The organism is Streptomyces sp. NPDC002754 (assembly GCF_053592315.1).
The window spans coordinates 1-14,147 of record NZ_JBSFVM010000022.1 but is presented as its reverse complement, the minus strand read 5'-3'; the positions used below and the strand labels follow the sequence as shown (position 1 = coordinate 14,147).

13 protein-coding genes are annotated in these 14,147 nt (G+C 71.8%); 8 read left to right on the top strand and 5 right to left on the bottom strand.

All coding sequences use genetic code 11. From position 1 onward, the window contains the following. Positions 1 to 3: 3 nt before the first annotated feature. Positions 4 to 1,062 (bottom strand): SEC-C metal-binding domain-containing protein, encoded by a 1,059-nt coding sequence (locus ACWD2L_RS30475; RefSeq protein WP_351339855.1) that lies wholly within the window; start codon positions 1,060 to 1,062, stop codon positions 4 to 6. A 170-nt stretch (positions 1,063 to 1,232) separates the two neighbouring features. On the opposite strand from ACWD2L_RS30475, the gene ACWD2L_RS30470 reads away from it, so the two are divergent. From ACWD2L_RS30470 to ACWD2L_RS30460, 3 genes are read left to right on the top strand one after another with little or no spacing between them, the layout of a single operon-like run. Further along, positions 1,233 to 2,024: a class E sortase gene (locus ACWD2L_RS30470; protein WP_351339920.1), complete on the top strand. Its 792-nt coding sequence runs from the start codon at positions 1,233 to 1,235 to the stop codon at positions 2,022 to 2,024. 29 nt (positions 2,025 to 2,053) lie between these two features. Continuing rightward, positions 2,054 to 2,293 carry a DUF3311 domain-containing protein gene (locus ACWD2L_RS30465; RefSeq protein ID WP_451192606.1) on the top strand — a complete coding sequence of 80 codons (240 nt, stop codon included), beginning with the start codon at positions 2,054 to 2,056 and terminating at the stop codon, positions 2,291 to 2,293. Further along, the gene (locus ACWD2L_RS30460) at positions 2,290 to 3,783 is read left to right on the top strand and encodes a sodium:solute symporter family protein (protein ID WP_351339852.1); all 1,494 of its coding nucleotides are present in this window, start codon (positions 2,290 to 2,292) and stop codon (positions 3,781 to 3,783) included. The genes ACWD2L_RS30465 and ACWD2L_RS30460 overlap by 4 nt, the downstream gene beginning before the upstream one ends. A gap of 7 nt (positions 3,784 to 3,790) precedes the next feature. Here the strand turns inward: ACWD2L_RS30460 and ACWD2L_RS30455 are convergent, their stop codons facing one another. Beyond that, the gene (locus ACWD2L_RS30455) at positions 3,791 to 6,370 is read right to left on the bottom strand and encodes an FtsX-like permease family protein (RefSeq protein ID WP_351339849.1); all 2,580 of its coding nucleotides are present in this window, start codon (positions 6,368 to 6,370) and stop codon (positions 3,791 to 3,793) included. A 126-nt stretch (positions 6,371 to 6,496) separates the two neighbouring features. Further along, on the bottom strand, positions 6,497 to 7,906 hold the full coding sequence (locus tag ACWD2L_RS30450) for an MFS transporter (RefSeq protein ID WP_351339847.1): 1,410 nt from the start codon (positions 7,904 to 7,906) through the stop codon (positions 6,497 to 6,499). A gap of 112 nt (positions 7,907 to 8,018) precedes the next feature. Between ACWD2L_RS30450 and ACWD2L_RS30445 the strand changes: the two genes are divergently transcribed. From ACWD2L_RS30445 to ACWD2L_RS30430, 4 genes are all read left to right on the top strand, one after another. Beyond that, complete coding sequence (locus ACWD2L_RS30445) at positions 8,019 to 8,546, top strand: winged helix-turn-helix transcriptional regulator (protein ID WP_351339845.1); 528 nt, start codon at positions 8,019 to 8,021, stop codon at positions 8,544 to 8,546. A 100-nt stretch (positions 8,547 to 8,646) separates the two neighbouring features. Then, positions 8,647 to 8,976 carry a DUF6412 domain-containing protein gene (locus tag ACWD2L_RS30440; protein ID WP_351339843.1) on the top strand — a complete coding sequence of 110 codons (330 nt, stop codon included), beginning with the start codon at positions 8,647 to 8,649 and terminating at the stop codon, positions 8,974 to 8,976. Between the two features lie 174 nt (positions 8,977 to 9,150). Continuing rightward, positions 9,151 to 9,915 carry a YidC/Oxa1 family membrane protein insertase gene (locus ACWD2L_RS30435; RefSeq protein WP_351339841.1) on the top strand — a complete coding sequence of 255 codons (765 nt, stop codon included), beginning with the start codon at positions 9,151 to 9,153 and terminating at the stop codon, positions 9,913 to 9,915. A gap of 136 nt (positions 9,916 to 10,051) precedes the next feature. Then, positions 10,052 to 10,909, top strand: a complete 858-nt coding sequence (locus ACWD2L_RS30430; RefSeq protein ID WP_351339839.1) for a fumarylacetoacetate hydrolase family protein — start codon at positions 10,052 to 10,054, stop codon at positions 10,907 to 10,909. Positions 10,910 to 11,138: 229 nt separating this feature from the next. On the opposite strand, the gene ACWD2L_RS30425 is transcribed toward ACWD2L_RS30430, so the two are convergent. Continuing rightward, the gene (locus tag ACWD2L_RS30425; RefSeq protein ID WP_351339836.1) at positions 11,139 to 11,645 is read right to left on the bottom strand and encodes a heme-degrading domain-containing protein; all 507 of its coding nucleotides are present in this window, start codon (positions 11,643 to 11,645) and stop codon (positions 11,139 to 11,141) included. Further along, entirely contained in the window at positions 11,642 to 12,724 is a 1,083-nt protein-coding gene (locus tag ACWD2L_RS30420) for a Gfo/Idh/MocA family protein (RefSeq protein ID WP_351339834.1), read from the bottom strand. Before ACWD2L_RS30420 ends, ACWD2L_RS30425 begins: the two co-directional genes overlap by 4 nt. Positions 12,725 to 12,803: 79 nt before the next feature. Between ACWD2L_RS30420 and ACWD2L_RS30415 the strand changes: the two genes are divergently transcribed. Next, positions 12,804 to 13,880, top strand: a complete 1,077-nt coding sequence (locus ACWD2L_RS30415; protein ID WP_351339831.1) for an ROK family transcriptional regulator — start codon at positions 12,804 to 12,806, stop codon at positions 13,878 to 13,880. The last annotated feature ends 267 nt before the right edge of the window (positions 13,881 to 14,147 follow it).

Genomic DNA, 14,147 nt, shown 5'->3' with positions numbered 1-14,147 from the left:
GCTTTACGCTCCAACTCCGTGGCACTCCCCATACGCCACCCCCGACCCACACCAGCACTCCGCCCCACCAGCCGGAGGCCACCCCACCGCACGCCCCCGTGCCGCCAACGTCGTCGCGTACTGCGGCAGCAGCGATACGTCCTCCGGTGAAGAGCCCTCTGACGCCGCGAAGGCCTCGTAGGAGGGGACCGTGCCTGTGACGATGCCTACGTTGGGGGTGCCGGAGGTGGAGAGGTCGCGGAGGGAGGATTCCAGGGAGGCCAAATGGGCCTCGTACGAAGGGTATTCGGCGGAGAGGGACGGGTACGCCGACAGGAGTTCCGTGTATTCGGGGGACGGCCAGTGCAGGACCGCCACCGGGAAGGGGCGGGACAGTGCCTCCCGGTACGAGCCCAACTCCGCGCGGAGGCGGGCGATTTCGGCTGCCAACTCCGCCGGGTTCTCCGAGCCGAGGGCCCAGACGCGCTTCGGGTCGTGGAGTTCGTCCAGGGAGACGGAGGCGCGGTTGACCTCGTCGGCGAGGGCGTCCCACGAGTCGTGGTCGATCGCGAGGAGGCGGCGGACCCGGTGGCGGCCGAGGAGGAGGGCGTGCTTGGCGAGGGGGATGCCGGGGCCGCCCGCGGCCCGTTCCGACTCCGGGACCAGGAGGTCCAGCGCCTCCGTGAATGTGGCGTGGGCCTCTTCCAGCTCGTCGTGGGATTCGAGGGACTCCGCCACGATCACCCACGGCGCCGGGTCCCGCGGTGCCGCCGTGCGGACACCCGTGATGATCGCCTGGGCCTCCGCCTCGTGACCGTACTCCCACAGGTTCGCCGCCTTGAGCGCGCGGATCAGGGCGGGTGACTGGGCCGGGGACCGGGAGGCCTCGGCGGACAGCAGGCCGTCGTAGAGGGCCGTCGCGCGGTCGCGGGCCTCGGCCAGTTCGTAGTGGGCCGCGGCCTGGAGGAGCAGGTGCTCGGCGTCCTCCGGGTACATCGCCGCCGTGCGCTCCAGGCGCTCGGCTTCCGCGACATGGTTCGCACGGTCGGTCTCGGCGGGCGTGGCAGGGGTGTCGGGGCGCATGGGGGACACCGTACTGCCGGAACCTTGGCGAGGGACCCGCCCGATCGGGTCGGGCGCGACCACGGCTCCCGGGCGTGGGTCGGGCGGTCGGGCGCAACCACGGCTTCCGTGTGCTGCCTCTGGTGAGTTCGCGCCCCGCGATCTATCTTGCGCGCGTGCTGTTGCAGCGTATGCGTACCGATCGGCCTGCTGTCGTCACCCAAGGGCGGACCCGCAGATCCGCCACCCGCCGCGTGCTGTGGAACGGTGCCGAGGTCGCCGTCACCCTCGGCCTCGTCGTGCTGCTGCTCGTCGTGCACCAGTTGTGGTGGACCAACCGGCAGGCCAGGGCCGGCGCCGACCGGCAGGTGCAGGCCCTGGAGCGGCAGTGGGGACATCAGTCCTCGGGCGGTTCCGTCGAGCCCGATGAGTCCACCGAGTCCCCTGAGTCCACCGAGCCTGTCGCCGGTACCGCCGATCCCACCGGCACCCCGAACACCCCCCGCCCCAAACCCGCCCCCCGCCCCAACTGGGACCAGGCCTACGCCGTCCTCGGCATCCCCCGCCTCGGCCTCCGCGCCCCCGTCGCCCAGGGGATCAGCAAGTCCGCCGTCCTCAACCACGGCTACGTAGGCCACTACCCGGGCACCGCCCAGCCCGGCGGCGCCGGGAACTTCGCGCTCGCGGGGCACCGGAACACGCACGGGGAGCCCTTCCGGTACATCAACCGGCTGCGCCCCGGCGACACCCTCACCGTCGGGACGAAGACCGCCACGTACACGTACGTCGTCGACAAGACGCTCGCACAGACCTCGGCCGGTGACGGGGGTGTCATCGATCCCGTGCCGCGGAGTCGCGTCGTGTCGGGGGCCGGGTATGGAAGTCCCGGTTACTACATCACCCTCACCACCTGTACGCCCGAGTTCACGTCCAAGTACCGGCTCGTGGTGTGGGGGAAGCTGAGCAGGATGAGCCCCCGATAGACAGGGCGTCCCCGTTAGGCTGCCGTTTCGTGATCAAAAGGCCCCATCTGCTCTGGCTCCTCGTCCCCTTCGTGCTCTACATCGGCGCGCTGCCCTTCGTGAACCGCGTCGAACCCGTCGTGTTCGGGCTGCCGTTCCTGTTCGTGTGGCTGCTGGGTGCCACGCTGCTCACTCCCGTCGCCACCTGGCTCACCTGGCGCGGTGACCAGCGGATCAAGCGGAACCAGCGGATCAAGCGGGGCCAGAGCCCCGTGCGGGGTCGGTCATGAGTGACGCCGCCGTCGCCACCACCCTCTTCGGCGCCTTCATGGTCGCCACCGTCGCCCTCGGACTGCTCGCCGTACGCGGCCGGGGCAGCGGGGGCGGGCTCGCCGAGTGGTCCGTGGGCGGGCGGTCGCTGGGGGCCGTGTTCGTGTGGGTGCTGATGGCGGGGGAGGGGTACACGAGCTTCTCGTACCTCGGCGCCGCCGGGTGGGGGTACAACTACGGCGCGCCCGTGCTGTACGTCGTCGCCTACATGTCCTGCGGGTACGCCATCGGCTACGTCGTCGGGCCGCTGCTCTGGTCGTACGCGCGGCAGCACGGGCTCGTCAGCATCACCGACATGGTGGCCCACCGGTATCGGCGGCCGTGGCTCGGTGCCGCCGTCGCTGTCCTCGTGACGATCTTCCTGCTTCCCTACATCCAGTTGCAGATCACGGGGATGGGCGTCGTCGTCTCGACGATCTCGTACGGCGCCGTCAGCCTCAACTGGGCCTATTTCATCGGCTTCGCGGTCACGACCGTCTTCGTCGTGGTGAGTGGGCTGCGGGGGAGTGCGTGGGTGTCCGTGATGAAGGATCTGCTCGTCATCGTCACGCTCGCTTTTCTCGCCTTCTACGTTCCCGCGCACTACTTCGGGGGCTACGGGCCGTTCCTCGACCGGCTCGTCGAGGAGAAGAGTGCGTGGCTGACGTTGCCGGGGAGCGGGGGATCGCCTTACGGGGGAGGGTGGTTCGCCACCACGACCTTCCTGAACGCGCTCACCGTCGTCATCTTCCCGACCACCGTCGCCGGGTATCTGGGCGCCAGGAGCGCCGACGCGCTGCGGCGCAACGCGATGTGGCTGCCCGCCTACAACGTGCTGCTGTTCGTGCCGATGCTGCTCGGGATGGCGGCCCTGTTCGTCGTTCCTGGGCTCACCGGGGCCGACTCGAACCTCGCGCTCTTCAAGCTCGTCGTCGACTCCCTTCCGGCGTGGGTCGTGGGGATCGTCGGGGTCGCGGCCGCGCTGTCGTCGATCGTGCCGATGGCCGTGTTCATGCTGGTCATCGGGACGATGTGGGGGAGCAGCGTGCTGTCCCTGTTCCCGCGCTGGCGTGCGTCCTCGCAGGCGCAGAAGGCCGGGTCGCAGGTCGTCGTCGTGGTCGCCGGGTCGGTCGCGCTCGTCCTCACGTATGCCGCGCCCAACACCCTCGTACGGCTCTCCCTCATCTCGTACGAGGGGATGGCGCAGCTCGTGCCGATGCTGCTGGTGGGCCTGGTGTGGCGGAGGTTGAGCTTCGTCGGGGCGGTGAGCGGGCTCGTGGTGGGGGTCGGTGTGGTGTGCGGGCTCGTGTTCAGCGGGCGCGATCCCGTGTTCGGGGTGAACGCCGGGATCGTCGCGCTCGCCGCCAACCTCGTCGTGACGCTGGTGGTGACGTACGTCCGTCCGGCCGATCGTGACGAGCGGCCGGACGAAGTCGTGCTGGCGCGGGACCCGGTCGGTGCGGCGGGGTAACCCCCGCTTACTCCTGGGCGCCGGCCGCCTCCACCGGGCGGGTGCGCAGTGCCGTCCAGGCCGGTAGGAGTGTGGCGGTCAGGGACAGTGTGACGGCGCCGGCGACGATCGCTCCGTAGATCCACCAAGGCCCGGACGGCATCCAGGTGTTCGCCGCGGCCTGGGCGAACGGGATCAGCGAGGTGCTCGCGGCCGCCGTGCCGAGCAGCAGGCCGATGGCGGCGACGATCAGGGCCTCGATGGTCAGCATCTTCATGACCTGGCCCTTCGTGGAGCCGACAAGACGCTGGAGGGCGAACTCCCTGCGGCGGTTGCCGACCGACAGGACCAGGCTGTTGACCACCGCGAGCACGGTGTAGGCCACGATCATCGCGATCAGCAGGTAGTTGATCCAGGCCTGGGTCTGCGCGTCCTCGGCGTTGGCCTCGATCAGCGAGTGGCGGTCGGTGACGTCGACTCCCGGCGCGAGGGATGCCAGCGCGGGGACGGCCGAGGCCGGCGCCCGGACCAGGATCTGCGCGGGGCGCCCCAGGTCCGTGTGGGCCGCGAGCAGACCTGCGGGTAGGAAGGCCGTCTCGTAACCGGGGTGGCCCTTGAAGAGCGCGACGATGCGGACGTCGACCTCGGCGCGGTCGCCGAGGCGGAGCGTGAAGCTGTCGCCAACTGCCTTGTGCAGCTTGTGCGCCCGCTCGGTGGTCAGCGCCACGGTGTTGCCTTCGAGTGCGGCGAGGCTGCCCGTGACCGGTCGTACGGCTGTGGTGAGCGAGCCTTGACGCCCGCTGACGCCTTGCAGCGGGATGCCGTCCTCGCCGGTCACTCCGTCGATGAAGCCCGTGCTCGTGGCGTAGGCGCTCGCCGCCTCGACGCCCTTGGTGCGGCGGACCTCGGCGAGGAGGGCGTCCGAGACGCCGCCCGCCGCCGGTGAAAGCACCGCGTCCGCCCGGAGGTTGGCCGCGTACGCCGTGTTCGTGGCCTCGATCTGCGTGGTCTGGAGGTAGATGTTGCCGGTGGCCATGCCCGTCGCCAGCATCAGCGGCGTCACCGCGGCGGCCATCCGCACGGCGCGGACCCGGGCGTGCGAGACGGCGAGCTTCCCGCCGGCTCCGGTGAGCCGGCGCACCGGGCCGCCGATCAGCCACGCCATCACCTTGGTGAGACCCGGTCCGAGCAGGGCGAACCCGATGACGGCGCACAGCACGGTCGGCCCTGCGGTGCTGCCCGCGATCGGCCCGTCGAAAAGCAGGACGGTGAGGATCGCCAGTGCGGCGGCCCCGGACAGGAACAGGACGGCCAGGACGATCCGCAGCGGGTGCGCCCAGCGCAGCTGCACCTCGGCCTCCCGCAGTGCCTCCACCGGTTTGACGTTCACGCCGCGCCGGGCGCCGAGCCAGCCTCCGATGAGCGCGGTGATCAGCAGCGCGCCGCCCGCGGCCACGGCCGGGATCCAGCCCTGCGCGTACGTCACGGAGTCGGAGACGAAGCCCGTGTCCTGGAACTCGCCGAACAGCCACCGGCCCACCGGCGGTCCCGCGAACCAGCCCGCGCCCGCCGCGGCCACGGCAACCATCAGCGTCTCGGTCAGCAGCATCCGCCGCAGTTGGCGCTGCGTCGAGCCGATGGACCGCAGCAGCCCGAACTCCCGGCGCCGCTGGCCCACCGACAGCGCGACCGTCCCGGACACCACCATGATCGCGACGATGGTCGTCATGCCGCCGAACACCCCGGCCAGCGCGACCAGATCGCTGCCGCCGGTCAGCACCTCGGGGAACTCCACGGTGCCCCGGCCGTCGCCGGACACGACCTTGAGCGGCTGCCCGTCGAGCGCGGCGGCGACCCGGTCGCGTACGTCACCGAGGTCCGCGCCGGACTCCGTGCGCACGGCGATGTCCGCGACCGCCGGGGCGAGTGCCGCGGCCCGGTCGTCGGAGAGGAACAGTGCGGCCCGGTCCATGTGCTGCTGGGTCTGCTGTTGGCGGGTGTTCTGTTGGTGAGCCTTCTGTTGGTGGGCCCTCTGTTGGCCGGCCTCCACCACCGCGCTCACGGTGTACTGCCGCGTACCGTCCCCGGCCGCGATCCGGACCTCGTCGCCAGGACCGACGCCCGCGGCCTTCGCCGTCCCGGCGTCGAGCGCCACCTCGCCGTCCTGGGCAGGCGCCGTGCCCTCGACGATCCCGTACGGCGCGAAGGCGGCCGAGGCCCAGCCGTGCGCCTGCGCCTTCACCGGCGCGGCCCCGCCTCCTCGTACGTCCCGGACGAGCGCCGCGTCGAAGGTCCGCTCGGCGACGGCCTCGCGGACGCCCTCGACGCCCCGCACCCGGGCGAGCGCCGCGGCGGGCACCGGCACCCGCTCGGGCATGACGGCCGGGTCCTCGGTGTCGTCGCTCTTGTTGGGTGGTGCCACCGATCGGTCGCCCGTCACCACGAGGTCGGCCCGCGCGAGCCGTTGGGCGGGCGCGTTGTTGCGTACGCCGGTCTCCAGCAGGCCGCCGCAGGTCATCACGGTGACCGTGCCGAGGAAGAGCGCGAGGAAGGTGGCCGTGAGGCTCTTCCCCCGATACCGGATGGTGCGCCTGGCCAGCTTCCACATGTCCCCTGATCCCCTCGTCCCCTTCGCGTGAACTCCCGGTTCACGCTATGGACTTGGGTCGTGTGCGCCCATGGGAGTGGCGCCCGTGTGCGGGGTGGGGAGAACCCCCGCAGCGGGGGCGCGGGTTCAGTTCTGCGCGGGCGCCGGGCGACGGTCCCGCAGCGCGAGCAGCACTCCCGCCGCCACCAGGGCCAGGACACCGGAGGCGATCAGTGCCGTGTTCGTGCCCCCGGCCAGCGCGTGCGCCGACGAGCCGGTCGACGTGGACACCGCGATCATCAGCGCCACCCCGGCGGCCGAACCGATGTAGCGGGCCGTGTTGTTGGCGCCCGAGCCCATCGCCGCGCGTCCGGCCGGGACCGACTCGACGGCGAGCAGCGGCAGCGCGGCGTTGAGGAGTCCGCTGCCGATGCCGGAGATGACGAGGCCCGGCAGCAGTCGGGTCCACAGGCCCGAGCCCGCCGCGCCCAGCATCGTGGCGACGGCCAGCGCGTGCAGGGCGAAACCCACGGCCAGTTGTTGGCGGGGCGAGACCCGGCCCGCCAGGCGCCGCGTCTGGAGCGCGACGAGGAACGACGTGCCGGACCAGAGCACGAACAGCGCGGCCGCGCCCGTCGGGGTCACGCCCATCGTGTGCTGGAGGAGCGTCGGCAGATAGCTGAAGAGCGCGATGACCGACAGACCGGTGAACAGGCCGCCCGCCGTGGCGGCGAGGAAGAGGGGCCGGCGCAGCAGCGAGAGGTCGAGCATGGGTGTCGCACTGCGCCGCTCGACTGCGACAAATCCCGCCAGGAGTACGGCAGTTGCGGCGAGGAGTACGCCGATGGGTGCGCGCAGCCAGCCGTCGCGGCCGAGCGTGAGCGCGGCGAGGAGGGCGACCAGCGCGAGGCCGAGGGTGAGGGCGCCGAGCAGGTCGGGGCGGCCGGCGCGCGGTGAACGCGATTCGATCAGGGCCCGGGGCGCGAAGGCCGAGACGAGGAGCGCGGCCGCGCCCAGGACCGCGTAGGACCAGCGCCAGTCCGCGAGTTGGGCCACCCAGCCCGCGACCAGGGGGCCGACCGCGATGCCGACGCTGACGCACGCGCCCCACACGCCGGTCGCCCTGACGCGGCCCGCCGGGGTCGGGAACGCGTGCACCAGAAGGCCCAGGCTCGCGGCGAGGATCGCGGCCGACGCGGCGCCCTGCGCGACCCGGGCGAGGGTGAAGAGCAGGGTGGTGGGGGCCAGTGCGCCCAGGATCGTCGTGATGCCGAGGGCGACGGTGCCGAGGATGAACGCGCGGCGCCGCCCGTAGTCGTCGGCGAGGCTGCCCGCGACCAGCAGCAGCGCGGCGAGGCCGAGCGGGGTGCCGTTCAGCAGCCAGGCCTGGGCGGACAGCCCCGTGTGCAGGGACGCGGCGGTGTCGGCGAGCGTGACCGCCGGTGCGGCGTACGTCATCAGGGTCACCGCGGTCGCCGCGCTCGTGAGGGCGAGGGTGGCGGCGGGGCGGGCGGCCGTGGGGGTCCGGGGGGTCTGCTCGAGGAGGTGCTGAGACATGGGTGGACTCATCCAGTCTTAGGTTCAGTGAATGAACTTACCGGGCGGCATGAACGTAGCACGGCAGGTTCGGTCATTGAACCTAGGGCAGGTGAATGGCTACAGTGGGGTCATGGCTCTCGGCAAGGACTACGCGACCCAGGAGTGCTCGATCGCCCGCGCGCTGGAGATCGTCGGCGAACGCTGGACGCTCCTCGTCGTACGCGACGCCCTCTACGGCGTGCGCCGCTACAACGACTTCCTCGTCCACCTCGGCATCCCGCGCGCCGTCCTCGCCTCCCGGCTCCAGGCGCTCACCGCCGCCGGGGTCCTGGAGAAGCACCGCTACCAGGAGTCGCCGCCGCGCGACGAGTACGTCCTGACCGAGCTAGGGCGCGGGCTGTACCCGGTGCTGCACTCGCTCGGCGCGTGGGGGCGGACGGTCCCGGGGACCCTGCCGAGGCGTGAGTTCCGGCACGCCACATGCGGCACCGAGCTCGGCGTCGCAGGGGAGTGCGCGACCTGCGGGGGCCTCGCGCCGCTGGAGGAAGTGGAAATGCGGCCGGGCGCCGGGCTCGACCCGGACCCCGTCGATCCCGTCAGCCGAGCGTTGCTCGCGCCCCGGCTCCTGCTCCAGCCGCTCGTGGTCGAGGCCGTATAGCTGTGTGACCGAGGCTGTGTGGCTGTGTGGCCGAGCCTGTATAACTGGCAATGGCACGTATGACGCGAGCAGGACGCGAGTGGGCGAAGGGGGCAGGCGCATGGCACGCACGACCAGCGGGTCCGTGAGCGGGCCCGTGACGCTGCGACCCGTCGCCCTGCTGCTCTTCGTCCTCCTCGGTTCGGTGCTCGTCGACACCGGCAGCCTCGTCGGCGCCGTCGCGCTCGCCGCGACCGCCGCTGCGGGCTCCGCGCTCACCGCCTGCGCCGTCCTGGCCGCGCGTTCCGCGCCCGCCGTGGCGCGCACCCGTATCCGCACCGCGATTCGCGACCGCGAGCGGCGCACCGCGTTCCTGCCGCAGCGCGATCCCGACGCCTCGGGCCGTCCAAGGCCCCGAGCACCGGGACGTCTCGTCCCGACGGCCTGCTGAAGCCCCTGCCGCGAGCGCACCTGCCGTAAGCGCACCGGGCCGCAGTCCGTCACGCCGAATCCCGTCATCTTCTGCCGCTGCCCGCCGCTCCGGTCCGTTTGTTCGGCCGGGGGTTCGGGGGTTGTCCCCCGAGAGATGCAGTCGGCACGACGAGACCCTCGGAGGGCTCACCCCATGTCGTCGTTCATGTCCGTTTTCGCCAGTCTGGTCGAGCATCTCGCCGACCTCCTCCAGCCGCTGCTGCACGCCTCGGCCACGGCCGCCGCGATCGTCCTGTTCACCGCGTTCGTACGCCTCCTCGTCCACCCCCTGTCACGGGCCGCGGCCCGCGGGCAGCGTGAACGGGCCAAGCTCCAGCCCCGCATCGCCGAACTGCGCAAGAAGCACAAGAGCAGCCCCGAGAAGTTGCAGAAGGCGATCATGGAGCTGCACAAGGAGGAGAAGGTCTCCCCGCTGACCGGCTGTCTGCCGATGCTCTTCCAGATGCCGGCGTTCTTCCTGCTCTACCACCTGTTCTCCAACAGCAGCATCGGCGACGAGCCCAACTCGCTGCTCGGCCACACCCTCGGCGCGGCCCCGCTCGGCGGCCGGTTCCACGACGCGCTCGCGCACGGCGGGCTCTTCGGGGAGCAGGGGCTCGTCTACGTGGCGCTGTTCGTGCTCGTCGCCGCCGTCGCGACCTTCAACTACCGGCGGACCAAGCGGCAGATGGCGGCCGCGCCCAAGCCGGGCGGGGACGGGCAGCCGCAGGTTCCGGGCATGGCGGCGATGGGCAAATTCATGCCGCTGATGTCCTTCTTCACCCTCTTCACGGTGGCCTTCGTGCCGCTCGCCGCCGCGCTGTACGTCGTCACGTCGACGACGTGGAGTTCGATCGAGCGGGCCGTGCTCTACCGGGACATTCCCTACGGTGTCGGGGCGCCGGCCCCCGCCCTGTAGCCGCCGAGATCCGGGTCCAGTCCGTGAACGGGGTATTGCGGACTGGACGTTCTCCTTGGAGGATCGACCAGTCCTCCGATGGCTGCACGCCGCACCGGGCCGTGGAGGCTCCTCCTACTGCAGAGGGAGTTACACCATGAAGCTGCTGCGAGTCGGTCCCGTCGGAGCCGAGCGCCCCGCGCTGCTCGACGCCGAGGGAACCCTGCGCGACCTGTCGGGACTCGTCACGGACGTCGACGGGGAGCTGCTCGCCGACGATGCCGCGATCGAGCGCGTACGGGCCGCCGCCGCGGCCGGGGAACTGCCCGTCCTCGACGCGTCGGGGCTGCGGATCGGCCCGCCGGTGGCCCGTATCGGCAAGGTCGTGTGCATCGGGCTGAACTATCACGACCACGCGGCCGAGACCGGCGCCCAGCCGCCCGCCGAGCCGGTCGTGTTCTTCAAGGCGGCCGACACGGTCGTCGGGCCCGACGACACGGTGCTCGTGCCGCGTGGCTCCGTGAAGACCGACTGGGAAGTCGAGCTGGCCATCGTCATCGGGCATACGGCCCGCTACGTCGAGTCCCACGAGGCCGCGCTCGCGTGCGTCGCCGGGTATGCGGTCGCGCACGACGTGTCCGAGCGCGAGTTCCAGATCGAGCGCGGCGGCACGTGGGACAAGGGCAAGAACTGCGAGACGTTCAACCCGCTCGGCCCGTGGCTGGTGACCGCCGACGAGGTCGCCGACCCGCAGGCGCTCGGGCTGCGGTTGTGGGTGAACGGTGAGCTGAAGCAGGACGGTACGACGGCCGACCAGATCTTTCCGGTGGCCGAAGTGGTGCGCTATGTCAGCCAGTTCATGACCTTGTATCCCGGTGACGTCATCAATACCGGTACGCCGGCGGGGGTTGCCATGGGGCAGGCGGAGCCGAAGCCGTATCTGCGGGCGGGTGATGTGGTGGAGCTGGAGATCGATGGGTTGGGGCGGCAGCGGCAGGAGCTGAAGGGCGCGTAGGCGCTCGCCGCGCCGGGGTTTCGGGGCTCTGCCCCGGACCCCGCGCCTCAATCGCCGGCGGGGCTTGAAAGATCGGGGCTCCGCCCCGGACCCCGCTCCTCAATCGCCGGAGGGGCTTGAATTGCTCAAGCGGCGCCGGGGTCTGAATTGCTGAACCGGCGCCGGGGTCTGAATTGCTGAACCGGCGCCGGGGTCTGAATTGCTGAACCGGCGCCGGGGTCTGAATGGCTCAAGTGCCGTCGGGGCTTGATTTGCTGAATCGCTCCAAGGCTGTCACCACCAGTTTGTGGTCCTCGATCTGAGGGAGGCCGGAGACCGCCACCGTGCCGATGACTCCCGCTCCGCGGACCGTGATCGGGAATGCGCCGCCGTGGGCCGCGTAGGTGTCCGGGTCGAGGCGGGAGGCGGCCTCGAAGGTTGTCCCCTTGGCCCGGAAGCGGCTGCCGACCAGGTAGGACGAGGCGTGGTAGCGCTCGACGACGCGGCGTTTGCGGGCGATCCACGCGTCGTTGTCCGGGGCCGAGCCCGGGAGTGCCGCGTGGAACAGCTGCTGGCCGCCGCGCGTGATGTCGATGGCGACCGGCGCCCGGCGTTCGCGGGCCAGGTCGACGAGGAGGTTGCCGAGGGTCCAGGCGTCGTCGTACGTGAAGGAGTTCAGGGCCAGGCGGCGCTCCTGGTCCTCCAACTCCGGGATCTGCGGGGCGTTTTCGGGGTTCGCTTTCTGAGGGGTCGTCACAGGGTCACCGTCACACCGTCGCGGGCCGAGACGCGGGCCGCCTCCAGGACGTCGAGCGCGGCGGCGGCCTGAGTGGCGGGCACCGGGTTCGGGGTGCCGTCGCGCAGTGCCGCGGCGATGGCGGCGTAGTACGCGGGGTAGTCGCCGTCGACCGTCGCGAGGGGGCGGCCGCCACCCGTCAGCGGGGACTCGCCGGAGCCGACCCGGCCCCACAGCGATTCGTCCTCGGCGCCCCACGGCTCACCGGCCGCCGGACGCTTGCCGTCGCGCAGCGCCGCCTCCTGCGGGTCGAGGCCGTACTTGACGTAGCCCGCCTGCGAGCCCAATACGCGGAAGCGTGGGCCGAGTTGGGCGGTGGTGGCGGAGACGTAGAGGTGCGAGCGCACCCCGTTCGCGTGGGTGATCGCGAGGAACGTGTCGTCGTCGGCCTCGGCGCCGGGGCGGCGCACGTCCGACTCGGCGTAGACGGAGACGGCCGGGCCGAACAGGACCAGGGCCTGGTCGACGACGTGGCTGCCGAGGTCGTACAGGAGGCCGCCGATCTCCTCCGGGTCGCCGGACTCGCGCCAGCCGCCCTTGGGGTGCGGGCGCCAGCGCTCGAAGCGCGACTCGAAGCGCCAGACGTCGCCCAACTCGCCGTCCGTGAGCAGCTTTTGGAGGGTCAGGAAGTCGTTGTCCCAACGGCGGTTCTGGAAGACGGAGAGGAGCACGCCCTGTTTGTCGGCGAGCTCGGCCAGCTCGCGGGCCTCGGCCGCGGTGCCCGCGACCGGCTTGTCGACGACGACCGGGAGGCCCGCCGCGATGGCGGCCTTCGCGAGCCGTACGTGTGTCTTGTTCGGGGACGCGATGACGATCAGGTCGAGGTCGTCGGCGTGCTCCCACAGGTCGTCGGGGGAGGCGACGAAGCGCAGGTCGTCACCGTGCTCGGCGCGGGCCTGCGCCTGGCGCTCGGGGTTCGAGGTGACGACCGTGTCCAGGGTCAGGCCCTCGGTAGCGGCGATCAGCGGGGCGTGGAAGACGGAGCCGGCCAGGCCGTAGCCGACCAGGCCCACGCGGAGGGCAGCACTCGTACCAGTCATGCCTCCACTTAAGCAACGGTGTTGCCAAAGTGCAAGCGCGGGGGACAATGGACTGGTGGCTATAGATGTGAGGAGGACCATGGCGGCGACGGTGGGCGCGAACCTGAGCGCCCTGCGCGGGCACAACGCGGCGCTGGTGCTCGATCTGCTGCGTACGGCGGGGGAAGCGGGGATAAGCCGGCTGGAGCTGGCCGAGCGCACAGGGCTCACCCCGCAGGCCGTCAGCAAGATCACGGCGCGGCTCAGGGAGGACGGCCTCGCCGTGGAAGCCGGCCGCCGGGCCTCCACCGGGGGCAAGCCGCGCACCGTCCTGCGGCTGCTCGCGGGCGCCGCGCACGCGGTCGGCCTGCACCTGGACCGCGACGAGCTGCTCACCGTGCTCGCCGATCTGTCGGGCACCGTCGTCGCGGCGCGGCGGGTCCCGCTCGACCTCGGGGCGGGGGCCGACGCGGTGCTCGGGGCCGCCGTCTGTGAGGTCGACGCGCTGCTCGAAGCGGACGGGGGGCGGACCGTCCTCGGCGTTGGCGTCGCGGTGCCGGGGCCGCTCGACCATGCCGACGGGGTGCTGCACCGGGTCACCGGGTTCCCGCAGTGGGACGGTTTCCCGCTGCGGGACGCGCTCGCGGAGCGGCTCGGTCTGCCGGTCGTCGTGGACAAGGACACGAACGCGGCGGCATTGGGCCTCGCGCGGGAGGGCGAAGGGGAACGCTCCTTCGCGTACCTCCACCTCGGTACGGGGCTCGGTGCGGGGCTCGTCCTCGACGGTGCGCTGTACCGGGGTGCGCGTACCGGGGCGGGGGAGTTCGGCCACCAGGTGATCCAGCTGGACGGTCCGCTTTGCGGTTGTGGCAACCGGGGCTGTATCGAGGCGATCTGCCTCGCGGCGGTTGCCTCCGGCACGGGGCGGGGGCTCGATGAGGCGGCGCGGGTGCTGGGGGAGGGGGCGGCGAATTTGGTGAGCCTCCTGGATATCGATGCGGTGTTGCTTGGGGGGCGGGTGGTGGTGGCGCACGAGGAGCGTTTCGTACGCGGGGTGGAACGGGTCGTCGCGGCACGTGGCTCCGCGGTGCCCGTGCGGGCGGCCCGTGGCGGCGAAACCCAGGCGGTGGTGGGCGCGGCCCACATGATCCTGGCCCCCTTGTTCGGCCGCCCGTAGCCCCTTGGGCCCACCCGTCGTTACGGCCGCGGGGCTCCGCCCCGGACCCCGCTGCTCAATCGCCGCAGGGGCTTGAAATACCCGTACCGCCGCACCGGCTTGAAATGCTCGTACCGCCGCACCGGCTTGAAATGCTCGTACCGCCGCACCGGCTTGAAAGGCCTGCTCAATCGCCGCAGGGGCTGGAAAGACGCGCCTCAATCGCCGGCGGGGCGTGATAATTCAAGCCCCGCCGGCGATTGAGGCGATCTTTCCAGGCGAGGAGGT

Bases quoted from the DNA above. Each gene is read 5' to 3' on its own strand.
- ACWD2L_RS30475 (WP_351339855.1), bottom strand. From the start codon at position 1,062: ATGCGCCCCGACACCCCTGCCACGCCCGCCGAGACCGACCGTGCGAAC.
- ACWD2L_RS30470 (WP_351339920.1), top strand. From the start codon at position 1,233: ATGCGTACCGATCGGCCTGCTGTCGTCACCCAAGGGCGGACCCGCAGA.
- ACWD2L_RS30460 (WP_351339852.1), top strand. From the start codon at position 2,290: ATGAGTGACGCCGCCGTCGCCACCACCCTCTTCGGCGCCTTCATGGTC.
- ACWD2L_RS30455 (WP_351339849.1), bottom strand. From the start codon at position 6,370: ATGTGGAAGCTGGCCAGGCGCACCATCCGGTATCGGGGGAAGAGCCTC.
- ACWD2L_RS30450 (WP_351339847.1), bottom strand. From the start codon at position 7,906: ATGTCTCAGCACCTCCTCGAGCAGACCCCCCGGACCCCCACGGCCGCC.
- ACWD2L_RS30445 (WP_351339845.1), top strand. From the start codon at position 8,019: ATGGCTCTCGGCAAGGACTACGCGACCCAGGAGTGCTCGATCGCCCGC.
- ACWD2L_RS30440 (WP_351339843.1), top strand. From the start codon at position 8,647: ATGGCACGCACGACCAGCGGGTCCGTGAGCGGGCCCGTGACGCTGCGA.
- ACWD2L_RS30435 (WP_351339841.1), top strand. From the start codon at position 9,151: ATGTCGTCGTTCATGTCCGTTTTCGCCAGTCTGGTCGAGCATCTCGCC.
- ACWD2L_RS30430 (WP_351339839.1), top strand. From the start codon at position 10,052: ATGAAGCTGCTGCGAGTCGGTCCCGTCGGAGCCGAGCGCCCCGCGCTG.
- ACWD2L_RS30420 (WP_351339834.1), bottom strand. From the start codon at position 12,724: ATGACTGGTACGAGTGCTGCCCTCCGCGTGGGCCTGGTCGGCTACGGC.
- ACWD2L_RS30415 (WP_351339831.1), top strand. From the start codon at position 12,804: ATGGCGGCGACGGTGGGCGCGAACCTGAGCGCCCTGCGCGGGCACAAC.